Origin of the sequence: Streptomyces sichuanensis (assembly GCF_020328095.1) — a bacterium.
In the GTDB taxonomy this organism is placed as follows: Bacteria; Actinomycetota; Actinomycetes; order Streptomycetales; family Streptomycetaceae; genus Streptomyces; species Streptomyces cinnamoneus.
The window spans coordinates 37,228-63,480 of the sequence record NZ_JAIXMK010000049.1; the positions used below are offsets into that span (position 1 = coordinate 37,228).

Sequence of the window (26,253 nt, forward strand, 5' to 3'; positions counted from 1 at the left end):
GAACGGGCGCGGCACAACGGACCCGCACAACGAGCGGGTGGGAACGGTACGGAAAAACGGGCGCGGCCCGTGGGCCCCGGCGGAAGCGGGGCCCACGGGCCGTGGACGGCGGCGGCGGAACGGTCAGTCGCCGACCCGCCCCTGGATCCCCCCGATCCAGCGGTCGGCGTGCCGGTCCGCGGCCGCCTGGTCGCGGAAGGCGTAGGTCTTGAGCAGCCAGCGCCGCCGGGCCCGCGCCGGGTCGTTGATCTCCATCTTGTCCCGGCTGTGCAGGCCGTCCTGGTTGGCGAACGTGAACAGGTCGCCGTTCTGCACGCGGTGCCGCTTCTTCTCCGCCTTGACCAGCGCGTTCTTCAGCGCCAGCAGTGCGTCCTTGGCCTTCTCCGGGCCGCCGGGGACCACCGTGGTGCTGGTGTCGAGGTAGCGGAAGCTGTGGTGGTTCTCCAGGATCGGGTGCTCCCCGGAGTCCGTCAGGTCCCCGTTGTTGTCCCGCGAGAGGACGTCGAACGGCGTGATGAAGTACGGCTGCCGCAGGATCTCCTGCTCCTCCTCGGAGAGGTGGGCGAGCAGGCTGCGGCCGTCGACGAAGCCCGTGTAGATGTAGTCGCCGTCCGGGCAGCGCATGCCGAGCAGCGAGATGAAGTCGGCGCGCACCGGGTGGGCGGTGCGGTCGTTGTGGAAGACGAGTTCGCTGTCGCTGAAGCCCGTCTGCTTGCCGCTGTAACGGTTGATCGCGATGACGTCGGTGAAGAAGTCGCCGTTGAAGCGGGTGGCGTAGGAGAGCAGCGGGGTGCCCACGAGCTGTCCGAAGAGCTCCAGGAAGACCTCGCCGACGAAGGTCTTCTTCTTGCGGTGCTTGTCCGCGATCGGGTCGTCCAGGTCGAGCTCCGGAATCTCCCTGTCCAGCGGGCAGTTGCGCAGCACGTGGGCGTCGGAGGCGCCGGACTCGCGCTCCGCGCGGATCCGGGCGCACACCTCGCGGAAGAAGGCCGGGACCTCGCCCCGGTCCACGACGTCCGCCACCGCGCGGGAGAAGGCCGGGTAGTCCTCGTACGGGTTCTTCCCGACAGTTTCCAGGACGGTGCGGAGTCCGTCGCGCTCGGCGTCTGTCAGTACGTAGAAGGGTTCCATGTCTTCGCTTTCCCCGGGGTGCGGCCGACTTGTGGTCGACATCAGTCTCGGCCGCACCGCGGGGTCCCGCATCGTCCGATGGAGGAAGGCGTCGGACGGAGGAAAACGCCAGGTGGGAAAGGCGTCAGCGCAGCGGCGCGGTGGGCGCGTCCCGGAAGCCGAGGACGACGCAGCCCGTCTCGGTGCTCACCTGGTGCACGCTCCCCGGCTCCACGACGATCAGGTCGCCGGTGGTGTAGCGGGCGCCGCTGTCGTCGCACAGCTCGCCCTGGAGGACGAACATCGCTTCGTAGCCGAGGTGTTCGTGCAGGTCGCCGTGGGCGCCCGGCGCCATGCGGCTGATGAGGCCGGTCGCCGGGCTGGGGCCGTCCGTGGTGTAGAGCCGTACGGCCTCGACGCCGGCGCGGCCGGGCTCGGACCAGGTCGTCCAGTCGAGCGCGTCGAGCCCTTCGGGGCTCAGCAGGCCGCGCAGCACGGTGGCGGGACGGGGGCCGGCATCCGGGCGGCCGGTCGGCGCGTCGGTGGGGGTAGTGCTCATGGTGCGCTGGCTCCTTGCGGGTTCTGGGCGGGTTCTAGGCGGTGGTGGTGGCGGTGGCCGCGGTCTTGCGCCGCGCGCCGACGGCGAGGACGCCGCCGGTGAGGAAGGCCGCCGTGGCGAGGGCGGCGGAGAGGTGGAGGCCGTCGGTGAGACGGTCGGCCGTGGCGACGAGGGTGCCGAACAGGGCGACGCCGACCGCGCTGCCGACCTGACGCGAGACGTTGAAGACCGCGGAGGCCACGCCGGCCCCGTCCGCCGGGGCCGACTCGATGATCGCGGCCATGGAGGCGAGGGCCGTCATGGTCTGCCCGAGGCCGGTGGCGATCAGGGCGAACAGCAGGACGGGGTAGGGGGTGTCGGAGCCGGCCAGCAGCCAGCCGAGGAACCCCGCGGCACCCAGGAAGAGGCCCACCGTCATGGGCACGTACGGGCCGGTGCGCGCGGCGACGCGGGCGAAGACGGGGGCCGCGATCAGGCCCATGCAGACCGAGGGCAGCAGGGCGAGGCCGGTGGTCAGGGCGTCGTACCCGCGCTCCTGCTGGAAGTAGAGGGTGGAGAGGAACAGCATGCCGTAGTAGCCGAGGCTGATGAGCAGGCCCACCAGCGCGGTGGCGGAGAAGGCGCCCGTGCGGAACAGCGACAGGCGCAGCAGCGGCGCCCGGCCCTCCGGCCGGAGGCGCACGGACGCCTCCAGGCGCCGTTCGACCACGACGAACAGGGCGAGGGCCACCACGCCCACGGCGAAGGCGCCCAGCACGCGGGGGGAGCCCCAGCCCGCCGAGCCGGCCTCGTTGATGCCGCCGGCCAGGGCGATCAGGCCCACGACGCCGAGGACCTGGCCCGCCGGGTCCATGCGGTGGGTCGCCGGCTTGCGGGTGGCGGCCGGAAGGTGACGCAGGGTCAGCGCCATGGCGAGGGCGCCCACGGGCAGGTTCAGCCAGAACACGGCCCGCCAGTCCAGCCCGGCGATCAGCAGACCGCCGACCACGGGCCCGGCGCCGAACGCGATCGAGGCGACGGCCCCCCAGATCGCGATCGCCCGGGCGCGCACGGCCTTGTCGGGGTAGGTGGCCTGCAGCAGCGCGAGCGAGGCGGGGACGAGGAACGCGGCTCCGGCGCCCTGCGCCAGCCGGCCCGCCACCAGCACGGCCGTGGTGCCGGCGAGGCCGCAGCCGATCGAGGCGAGGGTGAAGACGGCCAGGCCCGCCAGGAACATCCGGCGGTGCCCCAGCCGGTCGCCCAGGCCGCCGCCGAGCAGCAGCAGCCCGGCGAAGAGGGTGCTGTAGCCGTCGACGATCCACTGCAGGGCGGACGGGCCGGCGTCCAGCGAGGAACGGATGTCCGGCACGGCCACGGTGACGACCGTGACGTCCAGCATCACCAGGAAGTAGCCGAGGCTCAGGGCGATCAGGGGGGTGAGGGCCAGGGGCGGGCGGGCGGGCGCCCCGCCGGTATCGGCGACGGGCCGCCGTTCGGCCGAGGGGTCGGTGACGGTCATGACGGCAGTCTCGGCCCCGGACACTTCGCCGGACACCGAAGTGTCGTCGGCGTAGGGTGCGGGACATGAGCGCCTCGACCAGCACGCCGGACGCCCCCGACGGGGAAGGGCCCGCCGGGCGGACCGCCGCCCGCCCGCACCGGCAGACCGACATCGCCAGGGCCGCCGCCCTGATCGCCGACCCCTCCCGCGCCCGGATCCTCAAGGCCCTCTGCGACGGCCGCGCCCTGCCCGCCGGCGCCCTGGCCCGCGAGGCGGGCGTCAGCGCCCCCACCGTCAGCGCCCACCTCGCCAAGCTCGTGGAGGGGGGACTGGTCACCGCCGTCCGCGAGGGACGCCACCGGTACTACCGGCTGGCGGGCCCCGACATCAGCAGCGCGCTGGAGGCCCTCGCCCTCATCGCCCCGCCGCTGCCGGTGACTTCGCTGCGCGAGAGCAGCGTCGCCAACGCCCTGCACCGCTCCCGGACCTGCTACGACCACCTGGCCGGGCAGCTGGGCGTGGCCCTGATGCGCGCCCTGATCGACCGCGAGGTGCTCACCGGCCACGACGGCGTCCACCGCCCCGAGGAGGCGGTGCGCGACCGGCCGTCGGCGTACGGGCACGACAGCGCCTACCGGCTCACCGGCAGCGGCCGCGCGGAGCTCCTCTCCTTCGGCGTCGACCCCGACCGGCTGCCGAGCCGCCGCCCGGCCATCCGCTACTGCGTGGACTGGAGCGAGCACCAGCACCACCTCGCGGGCGCCCTGGGCGCGGCGATCACCGCCCGGCTCTTCGGCCTGGGCTGGCTGCGCTACGGCGTCAGCCCGCGCGTGGTGCACCTGACCGAGCCGGGCGCGGACGGGCTCCTGCGCACCTTCGGGCTGGCCGTCCCCGCCTGAGACCCGGCGCCGCACGCACGACGAGGGCCCGGACGCGTGATGCGTCCGGGCCCTCGCGGCCGTGGGGGGCGGCGGTCAGAAGGTCGTGGGCAGGGCGGGGCGGCGGCCCCGCTCGTAGGCGGCGATCTCGTCCTCGTACTGCAGGGTGGCGGAGATCGTGTCGTGCCCGGCCAGCAGCCGGGCCCGGACGTCATCGTCCAGGGCGAACGGCTGGACGAGGCCGGCGCAGCGCACTTCGAGCCGTTCGAGGTCCACGACGACCCCGACGGCCGGATCGGCCTCGATCAGCCGCCACAGCCGCTCGACGACCTCGGCCGGCACGACGACCGTGAGCAGGCCGTTGAGCAGCGAGTTGCCCCGGAAGATGTCGCCGTAGCGCGGGGCGATGACCGCCTTGAAGCCGTAGTCCTGCAGCGCCCAGACGGCGTACTCGCGCGAGGAGCCGGTACCGAAGTCGTTCCCGGCCACCAGCACGGTCGCGCCCCGGTGCGCGGGACGGTTGAGGACGAACTCCGGGTCCTCGCGCCAGTCGGCGAACAGGGACGCGGCATGACCGGTCCTGCTCGAACTCACGCAGAAGCGGGCGGGGATGATCTGGTCGGTGTCGACGTCGCTGCGGCGCAGCGGGACCGCCGTGCCGGTGTGGACGGTGAACTTCTCCATGCCAGTCACTGTCGGTCGTTCCCTCACAGGTCGGCGGGGGCGGCGAGCCGGCCGGCCACGGCCGTGGCGGCGGCGACGGGGGGCGAGACGATGTGGGTGCGCGACCCCTTGCCCTGCCGGCCCTCGAAGTTGCGGTTGTTGGTGGAGGCGGCGCGTTGTCCCGGGCGCAGCCGGTCCTCGTTGAGCGCGGCGCACATCGAGCAGCCCGCGCCGGCCCGGAAGTCGGCGCCCGCCTCGGCGAAGACCCGGTCCAGGCCCTCGTCGACGGCCTGCCGGCGCACCCCGGCCGAACCGGGGACGATCATCATGTGGAGGCCGTCGGCGACCCGCCGGCCGCGCAGCACCTCGGCCGCGGCCCGCAGGTCCTCGATCCGGCCGTTGGTGCAGGACCCGAGGAAGACCGCGTCGACGGCCACGTCCCGCATCGCCGTGCCGGGCCGCAGGTCCATGTAGGACAGGGCCCGTTCGGCCGCCGCCCGCTCGGCCTCGCCGGCGAAGTCGCCGGGGGCCGGCACCCGGCCGTCCAGCGGGACGGCCTGCGCGGGGTTGGTGCCCCAGGAGACGTACGGGCTCAGGGTGCTCGCGTCCAGGGTCACCGACCGGTCGAAGACCGCGTCGTCGTCGCTGCGCAGGCTCCTCCAGTACGCCACCTCCGCCTCCCACGCAGCGCCCTGCGGCATCCCGGGCCGCTGCGCCAGGTAGGCGAAGGTGGTCTCGTCGGGGGCGATCATCCCGGCCCGGGAGCCCGCCTCCACCGTCATGTTGCACAACGTCATCCGGGCCTCCATCGACAGGGCGTCGACGGCCTCGCCCCGGTACTCGACGATGTGGCCCTGGCCGCCGGCGGTGCCGATGCGCGCGATCAGCGCGAGGACCAGGTCCTTGGCGGTGACGCCCTGGGGGAGCCGGCCCGGGATGTCGACCACCATGTTCCGCAGCGGCCGCATGCCCAGCGTCTGCGTGGCGAGCACGTGCTCCACCTGGCTGGCGCCGATACCGAAGGCGAGCGCGCCGAACGCGCCGAGGGTGGTGGTGTGCGAGTCGCAGCACACGATGGTCATGCCCGGCCGCACCAGGCCGAGTTCGGGGCCGATGACGTGCACGATGCCCTGCCCGGGATCGCCCAGGCGGTGCAGGGGGATGCCGAACTGCGCGCAGTTCTCCCGCATCAGCTGCGCCTGCCGGCGGCCCGCCGGATCCGCGATGATCCGGTCCAGGGCGAGGGTGGGGGTGTTGTGGTCCTCGGTCCCCAGGGTGAGGCCGGGCCGGCGCACGGTGCGGCCCGCCGCGCGCAGCGCGTCGAACGCCTGGGGGGTGTTCACCTCGTGCAGCAACTGCAGGTCGACGTAGAGCAGGTCCTCCCCGCTCCCGCCCTGCCGCACGACATGCGCGTCCCACACCTTCTGCGCCAGTGTCGAACCCATGTGTCTTCCCGCTCCTCGTCTCGTGGTGCCTGTGGTGGTGCGCGGACCGCGCGCGTACGGTCCGGGGTCAGCCGCGCTGCGCCAGGGCGGTGCCCATCCGGTCGAGCGCCTCGCCGATCACCGCGGGGGAGGTGGCGAAGGAGAGCCGGACGTGGCCCTCGCCGCCGGGCCCGAACGCGGTGCCGGGGGTGAGGGCGACCCCCGCCTCCCGCAGCAGCCAGTCGGCGAACGCGGCGGATCCGGCGAAGCCCGTGCCGCGGATGTCGGCGAAGGCGTAGAACGCGCCGTCCGGCGCGGTGCAGCGGATCCCCGGGAGGGCGTCGAGCCCCTCGGTGATCAGGTCCCGGCGCGCCGCGTACGCGTCCCGCATCCGGGCCACGTCGCCCTGCGGTCCGGTGAGCGCGGCCACGGCACCGCGCTGGACGAACGAGCCGGCGCAACCGACCGTGTGCTGCTGGACCTTGAGCGCCTCGGCGATGACGTCGGAGGGGCCCGCGAGGTAGCCGAGCCGCCAGCCGGTCATGGCGTGGCCCTTGGAGAACCCGTTCACCGTGAGGGTGCGGCCGGCGCAGCCGGGCAGTGACGCGAGGCTGATGTGGGGGGTGCCGTCGTAGCGGATGTGCTCGTAGATCTCGTCGGCGACGACGAACAGGTCGTGCTCGGCCGCGAACGCGGCGATGTCCGCCGCCTCCTGTGCGGTCAGGGCGCGCCCGGTGGGGTTGTTGGGCGTGTTGACCAGCAGGACCCGGGTGCGATCCGTGACGTGCGCGGCGAGGACCTCCCGGCTGATGCGGAAGCCGTCCGCCGCACTCAGCTCGGCCTGGACGGGCACGGCGCCGGCGAGGCGGGCCATCGCGGAATAGCTGACCCAGCTCGGGGTGGGAATGATGATTTCGTCGCCCGGGTCGAGAAGCGTCATCAGCGAGATGAAAAGCGCGTGTTTCGCCGACGGCGTGACAATGATGTCCCGGGCCGGGTCGGCGGTGATGCCGTTGTCCTTTCCGAGCTTTTCCGATATCGCCGTGAGGAGTTCCGGTATTCCGCGGCTCGGCGTGTAGTGCGTGTCGCCGGCGGCGAGAGCCGCGGTGGCCTCCGCCACGACATGCCCCGGAGTGTCGAAATCCGGTTCTCCGCCGCCGAGGTCGAGGACCCGCACGCCCCGGGCGCGCAGATCCCGCACCGCGTCGAAGACCGCGAACGTTGCCGAATTCTCTATTCCGGAAACCCGGGCCGCCACCCGGCTCATGCCGCGCCCTCCCGCTCCCGGCCGGCGCCCAGCGCCTCCCGCACGGTGGTGATCGTCGCGGTGCGGGCGAGGACCGTGAGGGCCGCCGCGTGCAGCGCGTCGTCCGCGGTGGCGGTGGCGTCCTCCAGGACCTCCACGCAGTAGTCGCGGTCGTGGCCCTCGCGGGCGGTGGACAGCACGACCAGGTCGGTGGTGACCCCGGTGAGCAGGAGGGTGTTGACGTTCCGGGCGCGCAGGACGCGGTCCAGCTCGGTGCCGTGGAACGGGCTGAGGCGGTGCTTGGCCACCACGGGCTCGCCGGGGACCGGCGCGAGCGAGGCGTGCACCTCGGTGGCCCAGGTGCCCAGCACGATGCGCCCGTCCTCGCGCGCCTCCCGGAAGACCGGCGAGGTGGCGGGCCACTCCGGGTAGCCGGGGGAGAAGCCGACCACGACGTACACCACGGGCACGCCGCCCGCCCGGGCCAGGGCGATGGCCTCGGCGGCCCGCTCCAGGACCTGCCGCCGCTCCACCTGTTCCAGGTAGCCCTCCTGCGCGTACTTCCCGTCGGGATGCACGATCTCGTTGATGAGGTCCATCACCAGAAGTGCCGGACGCCGTGAGTGGTCTACGGGCATTACCCGGCCGACAGGGTTTTCCACGGACTTCTCCAATTGCCTGAAGCAGAACTCGGGGCGGGCACACAGTACCACCGGGATTCCCTGGGAAAAGCCCGTCGGCTGTGCATGAGCAGGATTCATGAAAAGCATGAACAAGCAGGTGTTGAACGGGGATTCTGCACGGCCGTAGGCTCGCCCCAGAAATCGCTTGGGAGAGAGATATGGCTTTGACGCACCCTGGCACGGACCGTGTTTTCCGGCGATTCCCCGGGATTACGGAGACCGTGGACCCGGCCGCGTCCGACGCGGTCCCGTACCGCATCGCCGTGGTCGGCAGCGGCCCGCGCGGCCTCTCCGTCCTCGAACGGCTGGCCGCCCGGCTGGCTGCGGACCGGCCGGACCGGCCCGTGGACCTGCACCTGATCGACGAAGTCCAGGTCGGCTGCGGCCGGGTGTGGCGCTCGGACCAGCCCGAACACTTCCTGATGAACACCGTGGCGGGCGAGGTCTCCTCGTTCTCCGGCCCCCCGGACGGCGGCCCGGCCCGCCCCGGCGCCGGCCCCTCGCTCGCCCAGTGGTGGAGCACCGTCGACCCCGGCTGCCCCGGCGCCAACGGCTACGCCCCCCGCGCCCTGCACGGCCGTTACATGCTCTTCGTCCTCGACGCCGTGAAGGCCGCACTGCCCCCGAACGTCACGCTGCACGAAGTGCGCGCCTCGGTCACGGACGTCGAACCCTTCGACGGCGGATACCGGCTGGAATTCGCCGACGGCACACCGCTGTTCGCCGACCGCGTCATTCTCGTCACCGGCCACGCCCGCCCCGAATTGCACGGACTGCACAAAGAACTGGCGGAATTCGCGGCCACCCGCCCCGCATTGCGCTACATTCGCGGCGACTCCGCGGCGGACATGCCGCTGGAGGCGATACCGGCCGGTTCCGCGGTGGGCGTCCTCGGCCTCGGACTGTCGTTCTACGACGTGATGGCCGGCCTCACCCTCGGCCGCGGCGGACGCTTCACCGACGACGGCGCGGGCGGACTGACGTACCTGCCCAGCGGCAACGAGCCGTTCCTCGTGGCCGGTTCCCGCAGCGGAATGCCGCTGCCCGCCCGCGGCCGCAACCAGAAGCACGCCGACTTCACCTACACACCACTCCTCTTCACCACCGACCGCGTCCGCGGCGAACGCCCGCACGGCACCCTGGACTTCAGGGCCGACGTCCTGCCCTGGCTGCTGGCCGAGGCCCGGCTCGTCTACTACGCCACCGCCCTGCGCCGCAGGAGCTGCACCGAGGCGGCCGCGGCGTTCACCGACGAGGCCGTGCGCGCCGCGGCGGACGGCCCGCCCCCCGTCGCCGCGATCGCGGCCCGCCACGGGGCCGGCGACCTGCCGCCGCTCGACCTCGACGCGCTGGCCCGACCCTTCGAGGGCCGCTCCTACCCCGGACCCGAGGCGTTCGAGAAGGAGCTCCTCCAGGCCATCGACGACGACCTCGCCCACGCCGAACAGGGCAACGCCGACTCGCCGCTCAAGGCCGCCCTGGACGTGCTGCGCGACACCCGCGCCCTCGTCCGCTCCCTCGTGGACTTCGCCGGCCTGCAACCGGCCTCCCACCGGGACGACTTCATCGGCTGGTACGGCGCCCGCAGCTCCTTCCTCGCGGCCGGCCCGCCCCGCCTCCGCCTCCGGCAGACCGCCGCCCTGATCGAATGCGGCCTGCTGCGCATCGCCGGCCCGCACACCCGCTTCGCCGGCGACCCCGCAACGGACGCCTTCCTCGTCTCCTCCCCCTTCGTGGCCGGCTCCGCCGTGCCCGTCACCACCGTGATCGACGCCCGCATCCCCTCGCCCGACCTGCGCCACGACCCGGCCCCCCTGACCCGCCGGCTCGTCGAGCGGGGCCTGTGGACCGACTACGTCAACGGCGAGGGCCCCGACGCCTTCCGCACCGGCGGGGTGGCCGTCACCGACAGCCCGTACCACCCCGTGGGCCGCGACGGCCTGCCCGACACCGGGCTGTACGTCCTCGGGATCCCCACCGAGCACACCCGCTGGTTCATGCAGGGCGGCAGCAGCCGGCCGGGCTTCTGGACCGACTTCGTCCGCGACGCCGACGCCATCGCCGGCCACGCCCTCGGCGGCATCACCGCCCGCCGGCCCGCCCTCGGCTGACCCGGCCGGAACACCAGCACCACAAGCCATTCATGCGATTCACGCGACTCACGCCACTCACGCACCGGACCGTCACCATGCACCGCATGGTGCGAGGCTAGAAAGTGCAGGAAGCCATGCAGAACACCACTGAGGCCCGCCGGATTTCCGTGTTCGACACGACGCTCCGCGACGGCGAGCAGGCCCCCGGCAACGCGCTGACCCCCCAGCAGAAGCTGGACATCGCGCTGCGCATCGAGGCACTCGGGGTCGACTACATCGAGGCCGGTTTCCCGGCCTCCTCGCCCAGCGAGTTCCGGGCCGCCCAGCTGATCTCCCGGAACCTCACCCGGGCCCGCTTCACCACCTTCGCCCGCGCCGTGCGCCAGGACGTCGCGACCGCGGTGGAGGCCGGCGGCACCGAGAACCACCAGGTGCAGGTCGCGGCGACCGGCAGCGACATGCACCTGCGGCACAAGCGGGGCATCACCCGCGAACAGGGCGTCGCCGAGGTCGCCGACGCCGTCGCCTACGCCCGCTCGCTGGGCGTGGCCGAGGTCTCCGTCGGCATCGAGGACGCCAGCCGCGGCGAGCACGACCTGCTCCGCGCCATCACCGAGGGCGCCATCGAGGCCGGCGCCACCTGCATCGTCGTCGCCGACACCTCCGGCGCCCTCACCCCCGAGGAGTACGCCGACCTCATCCGCACCTTCCGCACCTGGGCCCCGGCGCCCGTCCGCATCGCCACCCACTGCCACCAGGACTTCGGTCTCTCCCTCGCCAACGCGGTCGCCGGCCTCGTGGCGGGCGCCGACGAGGTGCAGGCGACCCTGGGCGGCATCGGCGAGCGCGCCGGCAACACCCCGCTGGAAGAGGTCGCCGCCCTCCTCGCCTACAAGCGCGACCGGCTCGGCATCTACACCGACATCGACCTCGCGGCCATGTACGACGCCTACACCCACCTGCGCAAGGCGATCCGCCTGGAGGAGCCCCGCAACAAGGCGATCTTCGGCACCTACGCCTTCGGCACCGCCGCCGGCATCCACCAGCAGGGACTGCTGCGCAACCCCGCCACGTACGAGTACGTCGAGCCCGCCCGCTTCGGCCGCGAGCGCTCCATCCTCATCGGCCGCCACTCCGGCCGCGCGGTGCTGCGCCACCTGGTCGACGAGATCGGCGTGTCCGTCGACGAGGCGCGGATCGACGAGCTGTACCGGGTCCACATCGCCGAGCGGGTCGGCGGCGACTGCGAGGACCTCTCGGTGCTCAAGGAGCGGCTGATCAGGACGTTCGAGGGCGCGGGCGAGCTGGTCGGCAGCTGACCGGCCGGACGGCGAACGAACGACGGAACGACAGACCGGGCGGGGAAGGCCGGGAAAGGGGAGACCGATGAGCCTCGGCACAGTGACGGCCGGTACGGACGTGGCGGTGGTGGCGGTCGGCCGGCACGAGGACGTCACCGGCGCGGTCGCGGCGCTGACCGAACGGGGCCGGCGGGTCGTGCTCGTCTCCTCCGGCTGGACCCGGCCGCGGCTGGAACGGGCCCTGGCGCTCGGCGTCCGCGGCTGCCTGGTGGCGGGGACCGACGAGCCGCGGCTGGCCGCCGCGGTCCGGGCGGTCGCCGCCGGGAACGTGGTGATCTCGCCCGAGCTGTTCGAGCTGCGCCGGGAACCGGCCCGGCCGCCCGCAGCCGGCGCCGCGGCGCGCCGGGCGGAGTTGCTGCGGACCCTCTCGGCCCGTGAGCGCACGGTCCTGGCCCTGCTCGGGCAGGGGCTCTCCAGCGCCGAAGTGGCCGAGCGGCTCGCCATCACGCCGGCGACCGTGAAGAGCCACGTCTCGCACACCCTGGCCAAGCTGGGCGTGCGCACCCGCATCGAGGCGGTGCTCATGGCGCGGGACCCGCGGGCCGCGGCGCCGGGACGGGACCCTCGACCCGTCCGGCACCGCAGCCCGGAGCTGCCACCGACCGGTCCGCGGTACGGAGTGTGCGGTGCTCCGTGACGGGGTCCGGCCGGTCTGAGGACCCGGCGCCGTCAGGGCCGAGGGCGTCCGGTCCTCGTTCCGCCCTCCTGTGCGGGGAGAACGGAGGTCTGCGCGCGGCCGGCCCGGTGGCCCGGCGGCGGCACTGCCAGCATTGTGGACTAGACCATTCTTCACTGTCCATGCTCGTTCAACCACTGTCGGAAAAACTTTCGGGCACCCCGCCCCGGGTAGGCTCACTGCCGTGCCCTCCATGAACGACCTCGTACGTCAGCACACCGCACTCGACGACTCCGACCTGGAGTGGTTGCACCTACTGGTCTCGGAGTGGCAGCTGCTCTCCGACCTGTCCTTCGCCGACCTGGTCCTGTGGGTGCCCACCCTCGACGGCACCCGCTACGTGTCGGTCGCCCAGATGCGGCCCAACACCGGTCCCACCTCCTACCAGGACGACATGGTCGGCCACCTCGTGCCGCGCGGCCGCCGGCCCATGCTCGACGCCGCGCTCGACGAGGGCCGGATCGTCCGGGAGGGCGACCCGGAGTGGCGGGAGGAGGTGCCCGTGCGGGTCGAGTCCATCCCGGTCCGCCGGGAGGGGCGGGTGCTGGGCGTCATCGCCCGGAACACCAACCTGCTGACCGTCCGTACGCCCAGCCGGCTGGAGCTCACCTATCTGCAGAGCGCGTCCGACCTCGCCCAGATGATCGCCGCCGGGGCCTTCCCGTTCCCCGGTCAACAAGTCGACATGGACGCCTCGCCGCGCGCCGGCGACGGGCTGATCAGGCTCGACGCCGACGGCATCGTGCAGTACGCCAGCCCCAACGCCCTCTCCGCCTACCACCGGCTGGGCCTGGCGGCCGATCTCGTGGGGCACCATCTGGGCGAGACCACCGCCCGGTTGGCGCCCTCGCGGACCCCGGTCGACGAGGGGCTGGCCAAGCTCGCCAGCGGCTGGGCGCCCCGGGAGTTCGAGGTCGAGGCCAACGACGGCGTCATTCATCTGAGGGCCATCCCGCTCAAACCCAAGGGCAGTCACATCGGTTCGCTCGTGCTGTTGCGCGACGTGACCGAACTGCGACGCCGCGAGCGCGAGTTGATCACCAAGGACGCCACCATCCGGGAGATCCATCACCGGGTGAAGAACAACCTGCAGACCGTGGCCGCCCTGCTCCGCCTCCAGGCCCGCCGCATCGGCTCGCCCGAGGGCCGCGAGGCGCTGGAGGAGGCGGTCCGCCGGGTCGGTTCCATCGCGATCGTCCACGAGACGCTGTCGCAGAACCTTGACGAACGGGTCGAATTCGACGAGATCGCCGACCGCGTCCTCGCCATGGTCGCCGAGATCTCCCCGGGCCGGGTCGCCGCCCGGCGGACCGGTCGTTTCGGCATACTCGACGCCGAGGTCGCCACGCCGCTGTCGATGGTGCTGACCGAGTTGCTGCAGAACGCCCTGGAACACGGCTTCGGGCCGGGGGAGCAGGGCACGGTGGAGGTCACCGCGGTGCGTGGTGGCACCCGGCGCGACGCCCGGCTGCTGATCTCCGTGCAGGACGACGGCCGGGGGCTGCCCGAGGGCTTCGACCCGCACCGCGCCGGCAACCTCGGACTGCAGATCGTACGGACCCTGGTCGAGGGGGAGTTGGGCGGAAAGTTCGACATGCTGCCCGCTTCCGGGCAGGGAACACGCGTGGTGCTCGACATCCCGGTGCGGGCGGAGAAGCCGTAACGCCCTCGCCCGGCGGCGTCGCGGCGGGAAAAGCACTGAGCCCCGGGCCTCTCCTGCGAGAGGCCCGGGGCTCAAAGCTTTGTTGTGCTTAGCGCACGGGTGGGGGGTACTGCGCGCTGCGGCTCGGGGGCCGAAGGGGTGCGTCAGGCGGTCGCGTTGCGCGCCCGGTTGCGAGCGGCGCGGCGCTTCATGGCGCGGCGCTCGTCCTCGCTGAGACCACCCCAGACGCCGGAGTCCTGGCCGGACTCGAGCGCCCACTGCAGGCACTGCTCCATGACGGGGCAGCGGCGGCAGACGGCCTTGGCTTCCTCGATCTGCAGCAGCGCAGGACCGGTGTTGCCGATGGGGAAGAACAGCTCGGGGTCTTCCTCGCGGCAAACGGCGTTGTGACGCCAGTCCATGGCTGCTCCATCTCCTCGTGTTACGGCTACGTGGCTTGTGAATGTGAACGCTTTCACGAATCCCCCCGCAAGGGAAGGGCCGACGCCCAGGCAGGGCTGGATGCGGTCCAGAGAATGAAGGAGGGGGTTCGTGGGCTGTCCGGGAAGCCTTGATGGCGGGCTGTCCCGATCGCCATGAAGAGACTCGCAAACCTCGGCGACGGATACAACCCCTTCCGGAAAGTTTTTTTTGATTCCTCGGTGTCGGCTAGGTCACAGCCGTCATTCCAGGGGGTGGAACCCAGTCTAAACGTTCGAGTGGAAGGACTTTAGGCCCTAGCACTCACACAATCACACGCAGTGCACGGCGTACGCCTGTGAACGTCACGCTCGTACGCACTCCGAGGTGGTCGCCGTCCATCTGGAACGGCAGGGGAGCCTGCGAATGCAAGGTGAAAGAGGTCTGGTCATGCAGTGACACAGCGTGTTTTCCCTGCGGGCCGCGCTCCGGCGTCGACGTCATCAGCTGGGTGGCGTAACGGGCCGCGGTCAGTGTCGACAGCTTGGTGAATCCCAGCACGTCAAGGGCGGTGTCGAAGGACGCCTCGGGCGCCGCGTAGACCGGCCGGTTCCCCAGATACGTCCACGGTGCGGTGTTGCAGATTATCGACATGACGAGATTGCGGAGTGGCTCCTCGCCCGGTCGTTCGAGGGTGATCGCGCCGTTCCGGCGGTTCGTTTCTCCGAAGAACTGACGCATCGCCTGTCGCACGTACAGGGAGTGCGTCGAACGCTTGCCGCGCTCGCGCTGCTGCTCCACCCGGCCGACGACCCCCGCGTCGAACCCGAAGCCCGCGCAGAAGGTGAACCAGCGCGACGGCGCGCCCTCGTCGTCCGTGCCGGGCGTGCCGCCGGCCAGGCCCAGGCCCACCGTGCGCTCGGAGCCCTCGCGCAGCGCGTCCAGCAGGGCCCCCGTCGCCTCGACCACGTCGTTGGGCAGGCCCAGTGCCCGGGCGAAGACGTTCGTCGAGCCGCCCGGCACCACGGCCAGCCGCGGCAGGCCCTCCGGGTCCGGCCCGGCGTGCAGCAGGCCGTTGACCACCTCGTTGACCGTGCCGTCCCCGCCCAGGGCGACCACGAGCTCGATGTTCCCGCTCTCGGCGGCCCGCCGCGCCAGGTCCCGGGCGTGTCCCCGGTACTCCGTGGTGGCGACGTCGAGCTTGAGGTCGCTCGCGAGGGCGTGCACCAGGACATCGCGAGTACGGGCACTGGTGGTGGTGGCCGACGGATTGACCACGAGAAGCGCACGCATGCGCGCCAGCCTACCTACCTGTCGGTACACGACCCATCCCAGGCCCGGCTCCGCACGTTTGCGGACAGATACCCTGCAAGGGTGAGCAGCAAGCAGTCCGCCTCGAAATCCGCCCGGAAGGGTGCCGCGCCGAGCGCCCCGCAGAGCGCCGCCCCCGAGCCCGCCGTCCCCCGGCCCGCCCGGCTGACGGCGGCGGCCGCACTGGTCGCCGCCGAGGGGCTGGCCCTCGCCGTCTCGGGCGTCTATCTGCTGGTCATGGGGTTGCTGGGCCGCCCGGACAGCCCCCAGCAGGCCGAGATGGGCGGGCTGACCGTGCTGGCCCTGGCCGCCCTGCCGCTGGCCGCCGCGCGCGGGCTGTGGCTGCGACGCCGCTGGAGCCGCGGCCCCGCCATGATCACGCAGATCATGGCGCTGCCGGTGGCCTGGACGCTCTACAACGCCGGCGGTGCGCTCGTCGCGGGGGCCGTGGCGCTCGCCCTGGTCGCCGTGGCCACCCTCGTCCTGCTGGTGAACCCCACGGCGACCGAGGCGCTCGGCATCGGCCCGCGCGAGAGCTGACTCACTCCTCGATCAGCAACCGGTCCCGGAGCTGGGCCAGCGTGCGGGCCAGCAGCCGGGAGACGTGCATCTGGGAGATGCCCACCTCCTGGGCGATCTGCGACTGGGTCATGTTGCCGAAGAAGCGCAGCAGCAGGATCTTCTTCTCCCGCGGCGGCAGGTCCTCCAGCAGCGGCTTGAGGGACTCGCGGTACTCCACGCCCTCCAGCGCCTCGTCCTCGGCGCCGAGCGTGTCGGCGACCGCCGGGGACTCGTCGTCGGTGTCCGGCACGTCCAGCGAGAGCGTGCTGTAGGCGTTGGCCGACTCCAGCCCCTCCAGCACCTCCTCCTCGGAGATGCCCAGGTGCTCGGCCAGCTCGTGGACCGTGGGGGCCCGGCCGTGCCGCTGGGACAGCTCGGCCGTCGCGGTCGTCAGCGCCAGCCGCAGCTCCTGGAGCCGGCGCGGCACCCGCACCGCCCAGCCCTTGTCGCGGAAGTGCCGCTTGATCTCGCCGACGACCGTGGGCGTCGCGTACGTGGAGAACTCGACCCCGCGATCCGGGTCGAAGCGGTCCACGGACTTGATCAGGCCGATCGTGGCGACCTGGGTCAGGTCGTCGAGCGGCTCGCCGCGGTTGCGGAACCGCCGCGCCAGGTGCTCCACCAGGGGCAGGTGCATCCGCACCAGGTGGTTGCGCAGCTCGGCCCGCTCCGGCGAGCCGTCCGGCAGCGCACGCAGCTCCATGAACAGGGCCCGGGCTCCGCTGCGGTCGTGCGGATCGGGATGCGCGTGCCGCTGCCGGTGCTGGTGCCGCTGCTGATCCATGTGGTCCGCCCGCTCTGATGACTCGCCCGCCCGGCCCTCTTCCGGCCGGCCCTCCTCCGGCGGCGGCCCGTCCGGCTGGACGTCCTCCGGATGCGGCCGGGCAGGCTGCTGCGGGATGGCCGGGGTACGCACTCCCCGCGATGACGCAGTACTCACGGAGCCCCCTCTTCCGTCACGGCTGCCCGGGGCCGGCGCCGCGCTTCTTGTGCAGGCTGATGCTGACCGTGCGGTCGTCCGCGACAGTGGAGTCGACCTCACCGGCCAGCGCGGAGAGCACCGTCCAGGCGAACGTGTCGCGCTCGGGAGCGCGGCCGTCCGTGGTGGGCGCCGAGACGGTCACCCGCAGGGCGTCGCCCACCAGCCGGAAGACGCAGCTGAGCACGGAGCCGGGAACGGCCTGTTGCAGCAGGATCGCGCACGCCTCGTCGACGGCGATGCGCAAGTCCTCGATCTCGTCGAGGGTGAAGTCCAAGCGGGCCGCGAGGCCGGCTGTCGCCGTCCGCAGCACCGACAGGTAGGCACCCGCAGCGGGCAGCCGGACTTCCACGAAGTCCTGGGTCGTCCCAGGCTCGCCTGCGATTGGGGACACCCTCACCTCCAAGGTGGCACAAGCTCATTGAGCTGTCGGGAGCGCCGGTCCCGCGGCCTTCGGGGGAAGGAGGAGCGGGCCGGTGCGGCACATGGTCCGGCTGAGACGCTATCGCGATCTGCGGTTCCGCGCCGCAGGCCCACGACTGTCACTCATGGTAAGCCCATGAGTACGGAAGGTGGGTAGGGTCGTGCGGTCTCAAATCGAAAGAGAAGTCGGCCTGTTGGGGATTTTCGTCACTCTGCGCGAGCGCCGCAAGGGCCCCCGGGCGTTTCCTCCGACATCAGCGGCGACGTCCGCACCGCCGGTCGCTCACTGTCCGTGTGTGCCGCCGCCGTCACGGTGCGGCGTCCCGGCATGGCGCGGCGCGGCGTGGCGGGCCGCACCCGCCTCGCAGCCCCCGATTCCGTCACTCTCCGCTACTCCCACGGGTGTTGTCCGGCCGCCCGCGCCCCCGCTCGCTCAGACGATGTGCTGGTCCACGTAGCACCAACGCCAGCTCTGACCCGGCTCGTAGCTGCGCATCACCGCGTGACCCGTCTCCTCGAAGTGCGCCGTCGCATGACGGTACGGCGAGGAGTCGCAGCACCCCACGTGCCCGCACTCCAGGCACAGCCGCAGCTGCACGGGGTGGCTGCCCGCCGCCTCGCACTCCGGACAGGTGGGGTGCAGCGGCACGGGCTCGGGGCGCGGCAGCTGCGCGAGATGAGGACACTCGATCATGATTGCCAGGTTAGAACGCCCGACGAGAGCAGGTGGGGACCGCATGGACGTCATGCCTCTGCTGATCCTGGTGGCGGGCGGCGCGGCGGTCGCCGGCGCCGCCCGCCGCACGCCCGTGCCGGCCCCCCTGCTGCTCGTCGCGGCCGGCCTCCTCGCCTCCTACGTGCCCGGCGTCCCCGACTACACCCTCGACCCCCACATCGTCCTGCCGCTGCTGCTGCCACCCCTCCTGCACACCGCCGCCCTCGACAGCTCCTACCTCGACCTGCGTGCCAACATGCGGCCCGTCGCGCTGCTGTCCGTCGGCTACGTCCTCTTCGCCACCCTCGCCGTCGGCTACGTCGCCCACCGCGTCGTGCCCGACCTGTCCGCCCCCGCCGCGCTCGTCCTCGGCGCCGTCGTCGCACCGCCCGACGCGGTGGCCGCCACGGCCATCGCCCGGCGCCTCGGACTGCCCTCGCGGATCACCACCATCCTGCAGGGCGAGTCCCTGGTGAACGACGCGACGGCCATCACCGCCTACCGGGTCGCGCTGGCCGCCGCCGTCGGGGCGGGAGCCACCTGGGCGACCGGCATCCGGGAGTTCGCCGTGGCGTCCCTCGGCGGCATCGGCGTGGGCCTCGTCCTCATGGTGCCGATCCACTGGCTGCGCACGCATCTGCGCGAACCGCTGCTGCAGAACACCCTCTCGCTCCTCATCCCCTTCGCCGCCTACGCGGCCGCCGAACAGGTGGGGGCGTCCGGCGTGCTCGCCGTCGTGGTCGTCGCGCTCTACCTCGGCCACCGGTCCTGGCAGGTCGACTTCGCCACCCGGCTGCAGGAGGAGGCGGTCTGGAAGGTGGTCGCCTTCGTCCTGGAATCCGCCGTCTTCGCCCTCATCGGCCTGCAGCTGCGGGTGGTGGTGAGCGGCCTCGGCTCGTACGGCCCCGGGGAGGTCGCCGGGTACGCGGTCGCCGTGTTCCTCGCCGTCGTCGTCGTCCGGTTCGTCTGGGTCTTCCCCGCCACGTTCCTGCCCCGGCTGCTGTCGGCGCGGATCCGCGAGCGGGAACCCGACACCACCTGGAAGGCGCCCGTGGTGGTGGGCTGGGCCGGCATGCGGGGCGTCGTCTCGCTCGCCATCGCCTTCTCCATCCCGGCCACCACGCACGACGGCGCGCCCTTCCCGGCGCGCAACCTGATCCTCTTCCTCACCTTCACGACCGTCATCGGGACGCTGGTGGTGCAGGGGCTGACGCTGCCGCCGCTCATCCGGCGACTGCGGCTGCCGGAGCCGGACGCGGGAGCCGTCACGCTCGCCGAGGCCCAGGCGCAGAGCGAGGCGTCCGCGGCCGCCGAGGCGCGGCTGGAGGAGCTGCTGGCCGACGAACGCAACGCGCTGCCGTCGCCGCTCGCGGACCGGCTCAGGGCGGTGCTGGAGCGGCGGCGGAACGCCGTGTGGGAGCGGCTGGGCACCGTGGACGAGCGCACGGGCGAGTCGGTGGACGACACCTACCGGCGCCTGTCGCGGGAGGTCATCGGGGCGGAGCGGGAGGTGTTCGTGGCGCTGCGCGACGCCCGGCGCATCGACGACGAGATGCTGCGCACGCTGCTGCGGCGCCTGGACCTGGAGGAGGCGGCCGCCTACCGGGAGGAGGGGGGCGCCGGGGGGTAGGCCAGGGCCCCTTCCGCACCGGCCCCTCCCGTGATCACGGCGACCACCGTGGTGCCCGGCGTGAAGGCGCCCTCCAGCGCCAGCGTCGTCAGGCCGTACAGCATCTTCGCCACGTACAGCCGCTCCAGCGGCATGCCGTGGCGGTTCTCGAAGTCCGCGGCGAAGGACTCCATCTCCGGCGTGCGCTTCGCGTAGCCGCCGCCGTGGAAGCGGTCGTCCAGCGTCCAGTCGCCCCGGCGGCCACCGAACGCCTCCTGCTGCAGGCGGAGTGTCTCCTCGCCCAGGAACCCGCCCTTCAGTACCGGGAAGCCGATCGTTCTCTGTTCCCCGGCCAGTCCCGCCGCCAGGCCGGCGAGGGTGCCGCCCGTGCCGCAGGCCACGCCCACGACGTCGGCCACGCCGCGCAGCTCGTGGCCCAGTGCCTCGCAGCCCCGCGCCGCCGCCGCATTGCTGCCGCCCTCCGGGATGACGAAGGCGTCGGCCGGGGCCAGCGCTGCCAGCACCTGCGGCTCCGATGTCCGGCGGTACGTTCCCCTGTCCACGAACCGCAGCTCCATGCCGTCCGCCGCGCAGCGTTCCAGGGACCAGTTCAGCGGGCGGCCGGCCAGTTCCTCGCCGCGCACGATGCCGATCGTGTCGAAGCCCAGGAGACGGCCCGCCGCGGCCGTCGCCCGGAGGTGGTTGGAGTACGCGCCCCCGAACGTCAGCAGCGTGCTCTTGCCGGCCGCCGTCGCCTTCCGCAGGTTGGGCTCCAGCTTGCGCCATTTGTTGCCCGGCAGGTCCGGGTGTATCAGGTCGTCCCGCTTGAGCAGCAGCCGCAGGCCGCGGCGGGTGAAGCGCTCGTCCGCCGCCTCTTCGAGCGGGGACGGCAGCAGGGGCCGCAACGCTGCGGGATCCATCGTGCCGGGGGGATTGTCGCTGGTCACACCGTCCATTTTGTACTCTTGCCCGGCCGGCAATGACGCTAGGAACGCACGGAGCTGCAGTGGACTACCAGGCCGTACTCGAAGAGGTCGCCGCCTACGCGCGGCCGCTGGTCGGTCGCGGTCAGGTGGCCGACTACATTCCGGCCCTGGCCGAGGTGGACACCATGCACTTCGGGATGGCCGTGGCCGACGTCGACGGAGGGGTGTACGGGGTCGGCGACTGGGAGCGCGCCTTCTCCGTGCAGTCCATCTCGAAGGCGTTCGGCCTCGCCCTGGTGCTGGCCGAGGGCGGCGACCGGATCTGGGAGCGGGTCGGGACGGAGCCGTCCGGCAACCCCTTCAACTCGCTGGTGCAGCTCGAATACGAGCACGGGATCCCGCGCAACCCGTTCATCAACGCCGGCGCGCTGGTGGTCACCGACCGGCTGCAGACGCTGACCGGTGACGCGAGCACGACCATGCTGGAGTTCCTGCGGGCCGAGAGCGGCAATCCGGACGTCTCGTTCGATGCGGCCGTCGCCAAGTCGGAGTCCGAGCACGGTGACCGCAACGCCGCCCTCGCCCATTTCATGGCCAGCTACGGCAACCTCGACAATCCGGTGCCGACCGTGCTGGAGCACTACTTCTGGCAGTGCTCCATCGAGATGAGCTGCAAGGACCTCGCCCTGGCCGCCGGCTTCCTCGCGCGGCACGGGCTGCGGGCCGACGGCACGCGCCTGCTGCCGCGGCGCGAGGCCAAGCAGATCAACGCCGTGATGCTGACGTGCGGGACCTACGACGCGGCCGGGGACTTCGCCTACCGGGTGGGGCTGCCGGGCAAGAGCGGCGTGGGCGGCGGCATCGTCGCCGTGATACCGGGACGGTGCACGCTGTGCGTGTGGAGCCCGGGCCTGGACCCGCGCGGCAACTCCGTCGCGGGCGTGGCGGCGCTGGACCACTTCACATCGCTGACCGGCTGGTCGGTGTTCTGAGCCCCGGTCAGGGGCAGCGGACGACCTGTCCCGCATAGGACAGGTTGCCGCCGAAGCCGAAGAGCAGGATCGGGGCGCCCGGCTCCACCCTGCCGGAGGCGACGAGCTTCGACAGCGCCAGCGGGATGCTCGCCGCCGAGGTGTTGCCCGACTCGGTCACGTCGGTCGCGACGATCGCGTTCGTCGCGCCCAGCCTGCGCGCCACCGGCTCGATGATCCGCAGGTTGGCCTGGTGGAGGACGACCGCCGCCAGGTCCTCCGGCCGCACCCCGGCGCGCTCGCACACCCGGCGGGCGATCGGCGGGAGCGTGGTCGTGGCCCAGCGGTAGACGGACTGGCCCTCCTGGGCGAAGCGGGAGGGGGTGCCCTCGATGCGGACCGCGTGCCCCATCTCCGGCACCGACCCCCACACGACCGGGCCGATCCCCGGCTCCTCGGAGGCGGTGACCACCGCCGCGCCGGCGCCGTCGCCGACCAGGACGCACGTGGTGCGGTCCGTCCAGTCGGCGACGTCGGTGAACTTCTCCACGCCGATCACCAGGGCGTTCCGGGCGGCTCCGGCGCGCAGGGCGTGATCGGCGCTGGCCAGGGCGTGGGTGAAGCCGGCGCAGACGACGTTGACGTCCATGACGGCCGGGGAGGACAGCCCGAGGGCGGCGGCCACGCGGGCCGCCGTGTTGGGGCTGCGGTCGACGGCGGTGCAGGTCGCGACGAGGACCAGATCGATGTCGGCGGGGTCGAGGCCGCTGTTCGCCAGGGCCTTCGCGGCGGCCTCGGTGGCCATGGAGGCGACGCTCTCGTCCGGCCCGGCGATGCGGCGGGTGCGGATGCCGACGCGCGAGCGGATCCACTCGTCGCTGGTGTCGACCATGGCGGCCAGGTCGTCGTTGGTGAGCACCCTGGCGGGCTGGTAGTGGCCGAGGGCCAGGACCCGGGACCCGGTCATCGGTGGTTCCTCCTGCGCGGCGGCGGCGAGTGACGTGACCTCTCAGTGTTGATGCTGCGGGGCCGGAGCCGGGTGCGTGATCCGCCAATGTTCGGCCGCGATAACTGGTGCATTCGGCAAGGGCCCGGCCGCCTGTGGCAGCCGGGCCCTCGTCGTGAGGCGGGGATCAGCGCAGGGAGAGCGCCGTGCGGAGGGTGGTGAAGAGCTCGGTCTGGTCGGTGACGCCGAGGACGCGCTGGGAGCCGGGGCCCTGGGCGGCGATGCGCACCTGGGTGCCGGTGTGCTCCTGGGCCTTGCCCGGGGTGTTGGTGGAGTAGTTCACCTTCAGCTGCTGGCCCTCGTTGGTGATCAGGGTCGAGGACAGGCCGGGCGGGGTGGCCTCCAGCGGGACGATCTGGCTGGTGTGGCCGTGGTCGGCGGTGGTGATCACCAGCGTGTCGGGGTGCTTGGCCGCGTAGTCGCGGGCGACCTTCACCGCGCGGTCGAGGGCGGCCGTCTCACCGATCTGGCCGCAGGGGTCGGCGGCGTGGTCGCGCTTGTCGATCGAGGCGCCCTCCACCTGGAGGAAGAAACCATTCTTCTTGGCCTTGGGGGTGTCCAGGAGGCTCAGCGCCCGGCGGGTCTGCTCCTCCAGGGCCGGGGTACCGGCCTTGCGCTCGGGGTTGCTCGTCACACAGCGCTGGGCGGCGGTGCCGCCGACGGCCGCGGCCTTGCCGGTCCACTCCACGGGCACGTTGCCGGGGGCGAAGAGGCCGAGGACGGGCTTGCCGGAGCGGGCGGTCCGCAGGCCCTTGGAGTCGGTCACGACCTGGTAGCCGAGCTTCTCGGCCTGCTGGGTGACGGTCAGGCCCTTGTGGGGGCCTTCGGTGATCTTCTGGTCGAAGCGGTCCTTGCCGCCGCCCAGCAGCACGTCCACCTTGTGGTTGACGCTCTGCTCGGCGATGGAGCCCGGGCCGCCCTTGGCGATGGTGTCGTTCGGGCACGCCTTCATGTCGGCCGGGCCCGCGCAGCTGCGGTCGGTGGCGTGCGAGGCGAGCACGGCCGGGGTGGCGTCGGTGAGCTCGGCGGTGGTGACGATGCCCGTGGCCAGGCCGTTCTTCTGGGCCAGCTCCAGGATGGTGGTCATCGGCTTGTCGGTGCCGGGCGTCTTGGATATCCGGCCGTTGACCGTCTTCTGCCCCGTGGCCCAGCCGGTGCCGCTGGCGGCCGAGTCGGTGACGTAGTCCGGCTTGCCGTTCTTGTCGACGGAGTACGTCGTGTACGCGCCCGTCATGGGGAACGTGTCCATGGCGAGGCGGCCGGCGGCGCCCACGGTGTAGTCGCGGGCCAGGGTGATCTCCGAGTCGCCCATGCCGTCACCGATCAGCAGGATGACGTTCTTGGCCTTCTTCGGGCCGTGGCCGCCGGCGTCCGACGGGCCGCCGTGGTCCGAGGCTGCGGCCGCGGCGGGCACCGCGACGCCCGCGGCGAGCAGCGCGGCGGCACCCCAGGCGAGACGGCGTCGGTACGGACGAGAACCCATGGTCAATTCCTCCTAGCTGGACCGGGGCGAGGTGCCCGGCGGGAGGAAGCTCACCAGGGGCGGGTGTACCGCAGGGGTCGTCGAGGTGACGCGCAGGTCACCGGGTGCTGTCGACAGCGGACGGTGCGGGATCCGGAGTGCCGTCCTCCTTGAGCGCCTTGGTCTCGCTCTTGAGGATGCGCAGGGACTTGCCCAGGGCGCGGGCGGTGTCCGGGAGCTTCTTCGACCCGAACAGCGCGACCATGACGAGCACGACCACCAGGACGTGCCACGGCTCCAGGGCGTTGCGGAACACGCCGCCCCACCACCTCTCATCTCATCCGACGCTCGTACGCGATGCCGTAACGGCTGCCCTCACCATACTTGCTAGATTGCGCAACTGGACAACCAAAGTGGGGGTCAGCCCGTCTAACCCGGCACACGGCACGGACCGGGGGAGCGGATGAGGGCGCGGATATGACTGGCAGGCGAGGCAGGCCCGGGCGGCGCCGGATACGGATCGCCGGGGTCGTGGTGGTGTCGTTCCTGGTGCTGGTGACCGCCGGCGCGGGGTGGCTGTACTTCCGGCTCAACGGCAACATCGACACCTTCGACGCGGACGGCCTGTCCAAGAACCGCCCCGGCGCGGGCGCCGCCGGGCAGAACGTCCTCGTCATCGGCTCGGACTCGCGCGCCGGCGAGAACAGCGGCCTCGGCGGCGGGGAAGGGGACGTGGGCCGCTCGGACACGGCCTTCCTCCTGCACGTCTACGGTGACCGCAAGCACGCCGTCGCGGTGTCCATCCCGCGGGACACCCTGGTGGACATCCCGCCGTGCAGACTCCCCGACGGCAGCTGGACCTCCGAGCAGCAGCACGTGATGTTCAACTCGGCCTTCTCGCTGGGCGAATCGGCCAAGGGCAACCCGGCCTGCACGCAGAACACCGTCGAGAGACTCACCGGCCTGCGCGTCGACCACACCGTCGTCGTCGACTTCGCGGGCTTCTCCGCGATGACCTCCGCCGTGGGCGGTGTCGACGTGTGCGTACCGAAGGACGTCTACCAGGGCGACCTCAACCCCAACCTGGGCTCGCGCGGTCAACTCCTCTTCCCCCGCGGGCGGCAGAGCATCTCCGGCCAGAAGGCCCTGGACTACGTGCGCGTGCGGCACGGGATCGGCGACGGCTCCGACATCGGTCGCATCCAGCGTCAGCAGGCGTTCCTCTCCGCCATGGTGAAGAAGGTGAAGTCGCAGGGCTTCGACCCGACGACGCTGCTGCCGCTGGCCGACGCGGCCACCAGGTCGATGACCGTGGACCCCGGGCTCGGATCGGCCGGCAAGATGCTGTCGTTCGCGATGTCGCTCAAGGACATCGACCTGCACGACATGAAGTTCCTGACCCTGCCCTGGCGTTACGACGGCAACCGCGTCGCGATCGTCCGGCCGGACGCCGACGCGCTGTGGGCCTCGTTGCGGGCGGACCGCACGGTCGACGGCAAGGACGCGGGCAAGGGCGGCGGGGCCGGCGGGAGGGGGAGCGCACCCTCGGCCCCGGCCTCCGCGCCCGTCTCCGGCGCCGGGGTGAAGGTCGCCGTCCGCAACGGCACCGACGTCACCGGGCTCGCCGCGCGCGCCGCGGCCGTGCTCACCGAGCACGGCTTCGAGGTCACCGGCACGACGACGGCCCGGACGGCCGGCGGGTCGACCACCGTGATCGAGTTCGGCCCGGGCGAGGCCGGCCACGCCCGGGAGCTGGCCCGCCTCTTCCCCGGCTCCTACGTCCGCGGGGCGGCGGCCGACGGGATCACCGTCACCCTCGGCCGCGACTACGCCGCCGCGCCCTCCCCGGGGCCGCCCTCGCCCGGCCCGGCCCCGTCGTCCGCCCCGCCGCCGGGCACGCTCTCCTCCGACGTCGTGAGCGGAGTGCGGTCGGCCGACGACGACCCCTGCGCCAACCTCTCGTACGGCTGAGCGCGCAGGGGAACACGTATGCCTGTTTGGTCCGTTTTCGTGGTAGGTGCAGAGTAAGCAGTGAGTGCTGCCAGGAGCCCAAGG

The 26,253-nt window shown here is 72.5% G+C and carries 25 protein-coding genes; 9 read left to right on the top strand and 16 right to left on the bottom strand.

The window, feature by feature from the left end; genetic code table 11:
* Positions 1 to 123: 123 nt before the first annotated feature.
* The 3 genes from LE181_RS16330 to LE181_RS16340 form a co-directional block, all read right to left on the bottom strand.
* Positions 124 to 1,131 carry a TauD/TfdA family dioxygenase gene (locus tag LE181_RS16330; protein ID WP_225662016.1) on the bottom strand — a complete coding sequence of 336 codons (1,008 nt, stop codon included), beginning with the start codon at positions 1,129 to 1,131 and terminating at the stop codon, positions 124 to 126.
* Between the two features lie 124 nt (positions 1,132 to 1,255).
* Positions 1,256 to 1,669: a cupin domain-containing protein gene (locus LE181_RS16335; protein WP_225662017.1), complete on the bottom strand. Its 414-nt coding sequence runs from the start codon at positions 1,667 to 1,669 to the stop codon at positions 1,256 to 1,258.
* 34 nt (positions 1,670 to 1,703) lie between these two features.
* Complete coding sequence (locus tag LE181_RS16340) at positions 1,704 to 3,167, bottom strand: MFS transporter (RefSeq protein ID WP_225662018.1); 1,464 nt, start codon at positions 3,165 to 3,167, stop codon at positions 1,704 to 1,706.
* 65 nt (positions 3,168 to 3,232) lie between these two features.
* Between LE181_RS16340 and LE181_RS16345 the strand changes: the two genes are divergently transcribed.
* Positions 3,233 to 4,048: an ArsR/SmtB family transcription factor gene (locus LE181_RS16345; RefSeq protein WP_225662019.1), complete on the top strand. Its 816-nt coding sequence runs from the start codon at positions 3,233 to 3,235 to the stop codon at positions 4,046 to 4,048.
* 75 nt (positions 4,049 to 4,123) lie between these two features.
* On the opposite strand, the gene leuD is transcribed toward LE181_RS16345, so the two are convergent.
* The 4 genes from leuD to LE181_RS16365 all read right to left on the bottom strand — a co-directional run bounded on the left by leuD (position 4,124) and on the right by LE181_RS16365 (position 7,959).
* Positions 4,124 to 4,711: a 3-isopropylmalate dehydratase small subunit gene (leuD, locus tag LE181_RS16350; RefSeq protein WP_225662020.1), complete on the bottom strand. Its 588-nt coding sequence runs from the start codon at positions 4,709 to 4,711 to the stop codon at positions 4,124 to 4,126.
* 23 nt (positions 4,712 to 4,734) lie between these two features.
* Entirely contained in the window at positions 4,735 to 6,135 is a 1,401-nt protein-coding gene (leuC, locus tag LE181_RS16355) for a 3-isopropylmalate dehydratase large subunit (protein WP_225662021.1), read from the bottom strand.
* Positions 6,136 to 6,202: 67 nt separating this feature from the next.
* A complete protein-coding gene (locus LE181_RS16360; RefSeq protein WP_225662022.1) occupies positions 6,203 to 7,381 on the bottom strand; it encodes a pyridoxal phosphate-dependent aminotransferase in 1,179 nt (392 codons plus the stop codon).
* Positions 7,378 to 7,959: a cysteine hydrolase family protein gene (locus tag LE181_RS16365; RefSeq protein ID WP_263869015.1), complete on the bottom strand. Its 582-nt coding sequence runs from the start codon at positions 7,957 to 7,959 to the stop codon at positions 7,378 to 7,380. The genes LE181_RS16360 and LE181_RS16365 overlap by 4 nt, the downstream gene beginning before the upstream one ends.
* Before the next feature lie 305 nt (positions 7,960 to 8,264).
* On the opposite strand from LE181_RS16365, the gene LE181_RS16370 reads away from it, so the two are divergent.
* From LE181_RS16370 to LE181_RS16385, 4 genes are all read left to right on the top strand, one after another.
* Positions 8,265 to 10,154, top strand: coding sequence for an FAD/NAD(P)-binding protein (locus LE181_RS16370; protein ID WP_225662024.1), 1,890 nt, complete (start codon positions 8,265 to 8,267; stop codon positions 10,152 to 10,154).
* A gap of 116 nt (positions 10,155 to 10,270) precedes the next feature.
* On the top strand, positions 10,271 to 11,455 hold the full coding sequence (locus LE181_RS16375; RefSeq protein WP_225662025.1) for a LeuA family protein: 1,185 nt from the start codon (positions 10,271 to 10,273) through the stop codon (positions 11,453 to 11,455).
* Between the two features lie 67 nt (positions 11,456 to 11,522).
* Positions 11,523 to 12,134: a helix-turn-helix transcriptional regulator gene (locus LE181_RS16380; protein ID WP_225662026.1), complete on the top strand. Its 612-nt coding sequence runs from the start codon at positions 11,523 to 11,525 to the stop codon at positions 12,132 to 12,134.
* Between the two features lie 232 nt (positions 12,135 to 12,366).
* Positions 12,367 to 13,836, top strand: coding sequence for a sensor histidine kinase (locus LE181_RS16385; protein WP_190111512.1), 1,470 nt, complete (start codon positions 12,367 to 12,369; stop codon positions 13,834 to 13,836).
* Between the two features lie 143 nt (positions 13,837 to 13,979).
* On the opposite strand, the gene LE181_RS16390 is transcribed toward LE181_RS16385, so the two are convergent.
* Together LE181_RS16390 and LE181_RS16395 are read right to left on the bottom strand one after the other, a co-directional pair.
* The gene (locus tag LE181_RS16390) at positions 13,980 to 14,237 is read right to left on the bottom strand and encodes a WhiB family transcriptional regulator (protein WP_004937597.1); all 258 of its coding nucleotides are present in this window, start codon (positions 14,235 to 14,237) and stop codon (positions 13,980 to 13,982) included.
* 322 nt (positions 14,238 to 14,559) lie between these two features.
* Positions 14,560 to 15,528 carry a diacylglycerol/lipid kinase family protein gene (locus LE181_RS16395; protein ID WP_225662027.1) on the bottom strand — a complete coding sequence of 323 codons (969 nt, stop codon included), beginning with the start codon at positions 15,526 to 15,528 and terminating at the stop codon, positions 14,560 to 14,562.
* Positions 15,529 to 15,609: 81 nt separating this feature from the next.
* Here LE181_RS16395 and LE181_RS16400 point away from each other — a divergent pair, with 81 nt between their 5' ends.
* Positions 15,610 to 16,086, top strand: coding sequence for a hypothetical protein (locus LE181_RS16400; RefSeq protein WP_372458381.1), 477 nt, complete (start codon positions 15,610 to 15,612; stop codon positions 16,084 to 16,086).
* 1 nt (position 16,087) lies between these two features.
* On the opposite strand, the gene LE181_RS16405 is transcribed toward LE181_RS16400, so the two are convergent.
* The 3 genes from LE181_RS16405 to LE181_RS16415 form a co-directional block, all read right to left on the bottom strand.
* Entirely contained in the window at positions 16,088 to 17,047 is a 960-nt protein-coding gene (locus LE181_RS16405) for an RNA polymerase sigma factor SigF (RefSeq protein WP_225662028.1), read from the bottom strand.
* Between the two features lie 16 nt (positions 17,048 to 17,063).
* Entirely contained in the window at positions 17,064 to 17,480 is a 417-nt protein-coding gene (locus tag LE181_RS16410) for an ATP-binding protein (RefSeq protein ID WP_071962378.1), read from the bottom strand.
* Between the two features lie 462 nt (positions 17,481 to 17,942).
* A complete protein-coding gene (locus LE181_RS16415) occupies positions 17,943 to 18,203 on the bottom strand; it encodes a UBP-type zinc finger domain-containing protein (RefSeq protein ID WP_225662029.1) in 261 nt (86 codons plus the stop codon).
* A 43-nt stretch (positions 18,204 to 18,246) separates the two neighbouring features.
* Here LE181_RS16415 and LE181_RS16420 point away from each other — a divergent pair, with 43 nt between their 5' ends.
* Positions 18,247 to 19,854, top strand: coding sequence for a Na+/H+ antiporter (locus tag LE181_RS16420; protein WP_225662030.1), 1,608 nt, complete (start codon positions 18,247 to 18,249; stop codon positions 19,852 to 19,854).
* Here LE181_RS16420 and LE181_RS16425 read toward each other — a convergent pair.
* Positions 19,824 to 20,789 carry a 1-aminocyclopropane-1-carboxylate deaminase/D-cysteine desulfhydrase gene (locus tag LE181_RS16425; RefSeq protein WP_225662031.1) on the bottom strand — a complete coding sequence of 322 codons (966 nt, stop codon included), beginning with the start codon at positions 20,787 to 20,789 and terminating at the stop codon, positions 19,824 to 19,826. The genes LE181_RS16420 and LE181_RS16425 overlap by 31 nt on opposite strands.
* Before the next feature lie 50 nt (positions 20,790 to 20,839).
* Here LE181_RS16425 and LE181_RS16430 point away from each other — a divergent pair, with 50 nt between their 5' ends.
* Positions 20,840 to 21,751 (top strand): glutaminase, encoded by a 912-nt coding sequence (locus LE181_RS16430; RefSeq protein WP_225662032.1) that lies wholly within the window; start codon positions 20,840 to 20,842, stop codon positions 21,749 to 21,751.
* Positions 21,752 to 21,758: 7 nt separating this feature from the next.
* Here the strand turns inward: LE181_RS16430 and LE181_RS16435 are convergent, their stop codons facing one another.
* The 3 genes from LE181_RS16435 to tatA form a co-directional block, all read right to left on the bottom strand.
* Complete coding sequence (locus LE181_RS16435; RefSeq protein WP_225662033.1) at positions 21,759 to 22,697, bottom strand: beta-ketoacyl-ACP synthase III; 939 nt, start codon at positions 22,695 to 22,697, stop codon at positions 21,759 to 21,761.
* Between the two features lie 166 nt (positions 22,698 to 22,863).
* Positions 22,864 to 24,219, bottom strand: a complete 1,356-nt coding sequence (locus tag LE181_RS16440; protein ID WP_225662034.1) for an alkaline phosphatase — start codon at positions 24,217 to 24,219, stop codon at positions 22,864 to 22,866.
* Positions 24,220 to 24,316: 97 nt separating this feature from the next.
* Entirely contained in the window at positions 24,317 to 24,514 is a 198-nt protein-coding gene (gene tatA, locus LE181_RS16445; RefSeq protein WP_225662035.1) for a Sec-independent protein translocase subunit TatA, read from the bottom strand.
* A gap of 161 nt (positions 24,515 to 24,675) precedes the next feature.
* On the opposite strand from tatA, the gene LE181_RS16450 reads away from it, so the two are divergent.
* The gene (locus tag LE181_RS16450; RefSeq protein WP_225662036.1) at positions 24,676 to 26,169 is read left to right on the top strand and encodes an LCP family protein; all 1,494 of its coding nucleotides are present in this window, start codon (positions 24,676 to 24,678) and stop codon (positions 26,167 to 26,169) included.
* Positions 26,170 to 26,253 lie beyond the last annotated feature (84 nt).

Bases quoted from the DNA above. Each gene is read 5' to 3' on its own strand.
- LE181_RS16330 (WP_225662016.1), bottom strand. From the start codon at position 1,131: ATGGAACCCTTCTACGTACTGACAGACGCCGAGCGCGACGGACTCCGC.
- LE181_RS16335 (WP_225662017.1), bottom strand. From the start codon at position 1,669: ATGAGCACTACCCCCACCGACGCGCCGACCGGCCGCCCGGATGCCGGC.
- LE181_RS16340 (WP_225662018.1), bottom strand. From the start codon at position 3,167: ATGACCGTCACCGACCCCTCGGCCGAACGGCGGCCCGTCGCCGATACC.
- LE181_RS16345 (WP_225662019.1), top strand. From the start codon at position 3,233: ATGAGCGCCTCGACCAGCACGCCGGACGCCCCCGACGGGGAAGGGCCC.
- leuD (WP_225662020.1), bottom strand. From the start codon at position 4,711: ATGGAGAAGTTCACCGTCCACACCGGCACGGCGGTCCCGCTGCGCCGC.
- leuC (WP_225662021.1), bottom strand. From the start codon at position 6,135: ATGGGTTCGACACTGGCGCAGAAGGTGTGGGACGCGCATGTCGTGCGG.
- LE181_RS16360 (WP_225662022.1), bottom strand. From the start codon at position 7,381: ATGAGCCGGGTGGCGGCCCGGGTTTCCGGAATAGAGAATTCGGCAACG.
- LE181_RS16365 (WP_263869015.1), bottom strand. From the start codon at position 7,959: ATGGACCTCATCAACGAGATCGTGCATCCCGACGGGAAGTACGCGCAG.
- LE181_RS16375 (WP_225662025.1), top strand. From the start codon at position 10,271: ATGCAGAACACCACTGAGGCCCGCCGGATTTCCGTGTTCGACACGACG.
- LE181_RS16380 (WP_225662026.1), top strand. From the start codon at position 11,523: ATGAGCCTCGGCACAGTGACGGCCGGTACGGACGTGGCGGTGGTGGCG.
- LE181_RS16385 (WP_190111512.1), top strand. From the start codon at position 12,367: ATGAACGACCTCGTACGTCAGCACACCGCACTCGACGACTCCGACCTG.
- LE181_RS16390 (WP_004937597.1), bottom strand. From the start codon at position 14,237: ATGGACTGGCGTCACAACGCCGTTTGCCGCGAGGAAGACCCCGAGCTG.
- LE181_RS16395 (WP_225662027.1), bottom strand. From the start codon at position 15,528: ATGCGTGCGCTTCTCGTGGTCAATCCGTCGGCCACCACCACCAGTGCC.
- LE181_RS16415 (WP_225662029.1), bottom strand. From the start codon at position 18,203: ATGATCGAGTGTCCTCATCTCGCGCAGCTGCCGCGCCCCGAGCCCGTG.
- LE181_RS16420 (WP_225662030.1), top strand. From the start codon at position 18,247: ATGGACGTCATGCCTCTGCTGATCCTGGTGGCGGGCGGCGCGGCGGTC.
- LE181_RS16425 (WP_225662031.1), bottom strand. From the start codon at position 20,789: ATGGACGGTGTGACCAGCGACAATCCCCCCGGCACGATGGATCCCGCA.
- LE181_RS16435 (WP_225662033.1), bottom strand. From the start codon at position 22,697: ATGACCGGGTCCCGGGTCCTGGCCCTCGGCCACTACCAGCCCGCCAGG.
- LE181_RS16440 (WP_225662034.1), bottom strand. From the start codon at position 24,219: ATGGGTTCTCGTCCGTACCGACGCCGTCTCGCCTGGGGTGCCGCCGCG.
- LE181_RS16450 (WP_225662036.1), top strand. From the start codon at position 24,676: ATGACTGGCAGGCGAGGCAGGCCCGGGCGGCGCCGGATACGGATCGCC.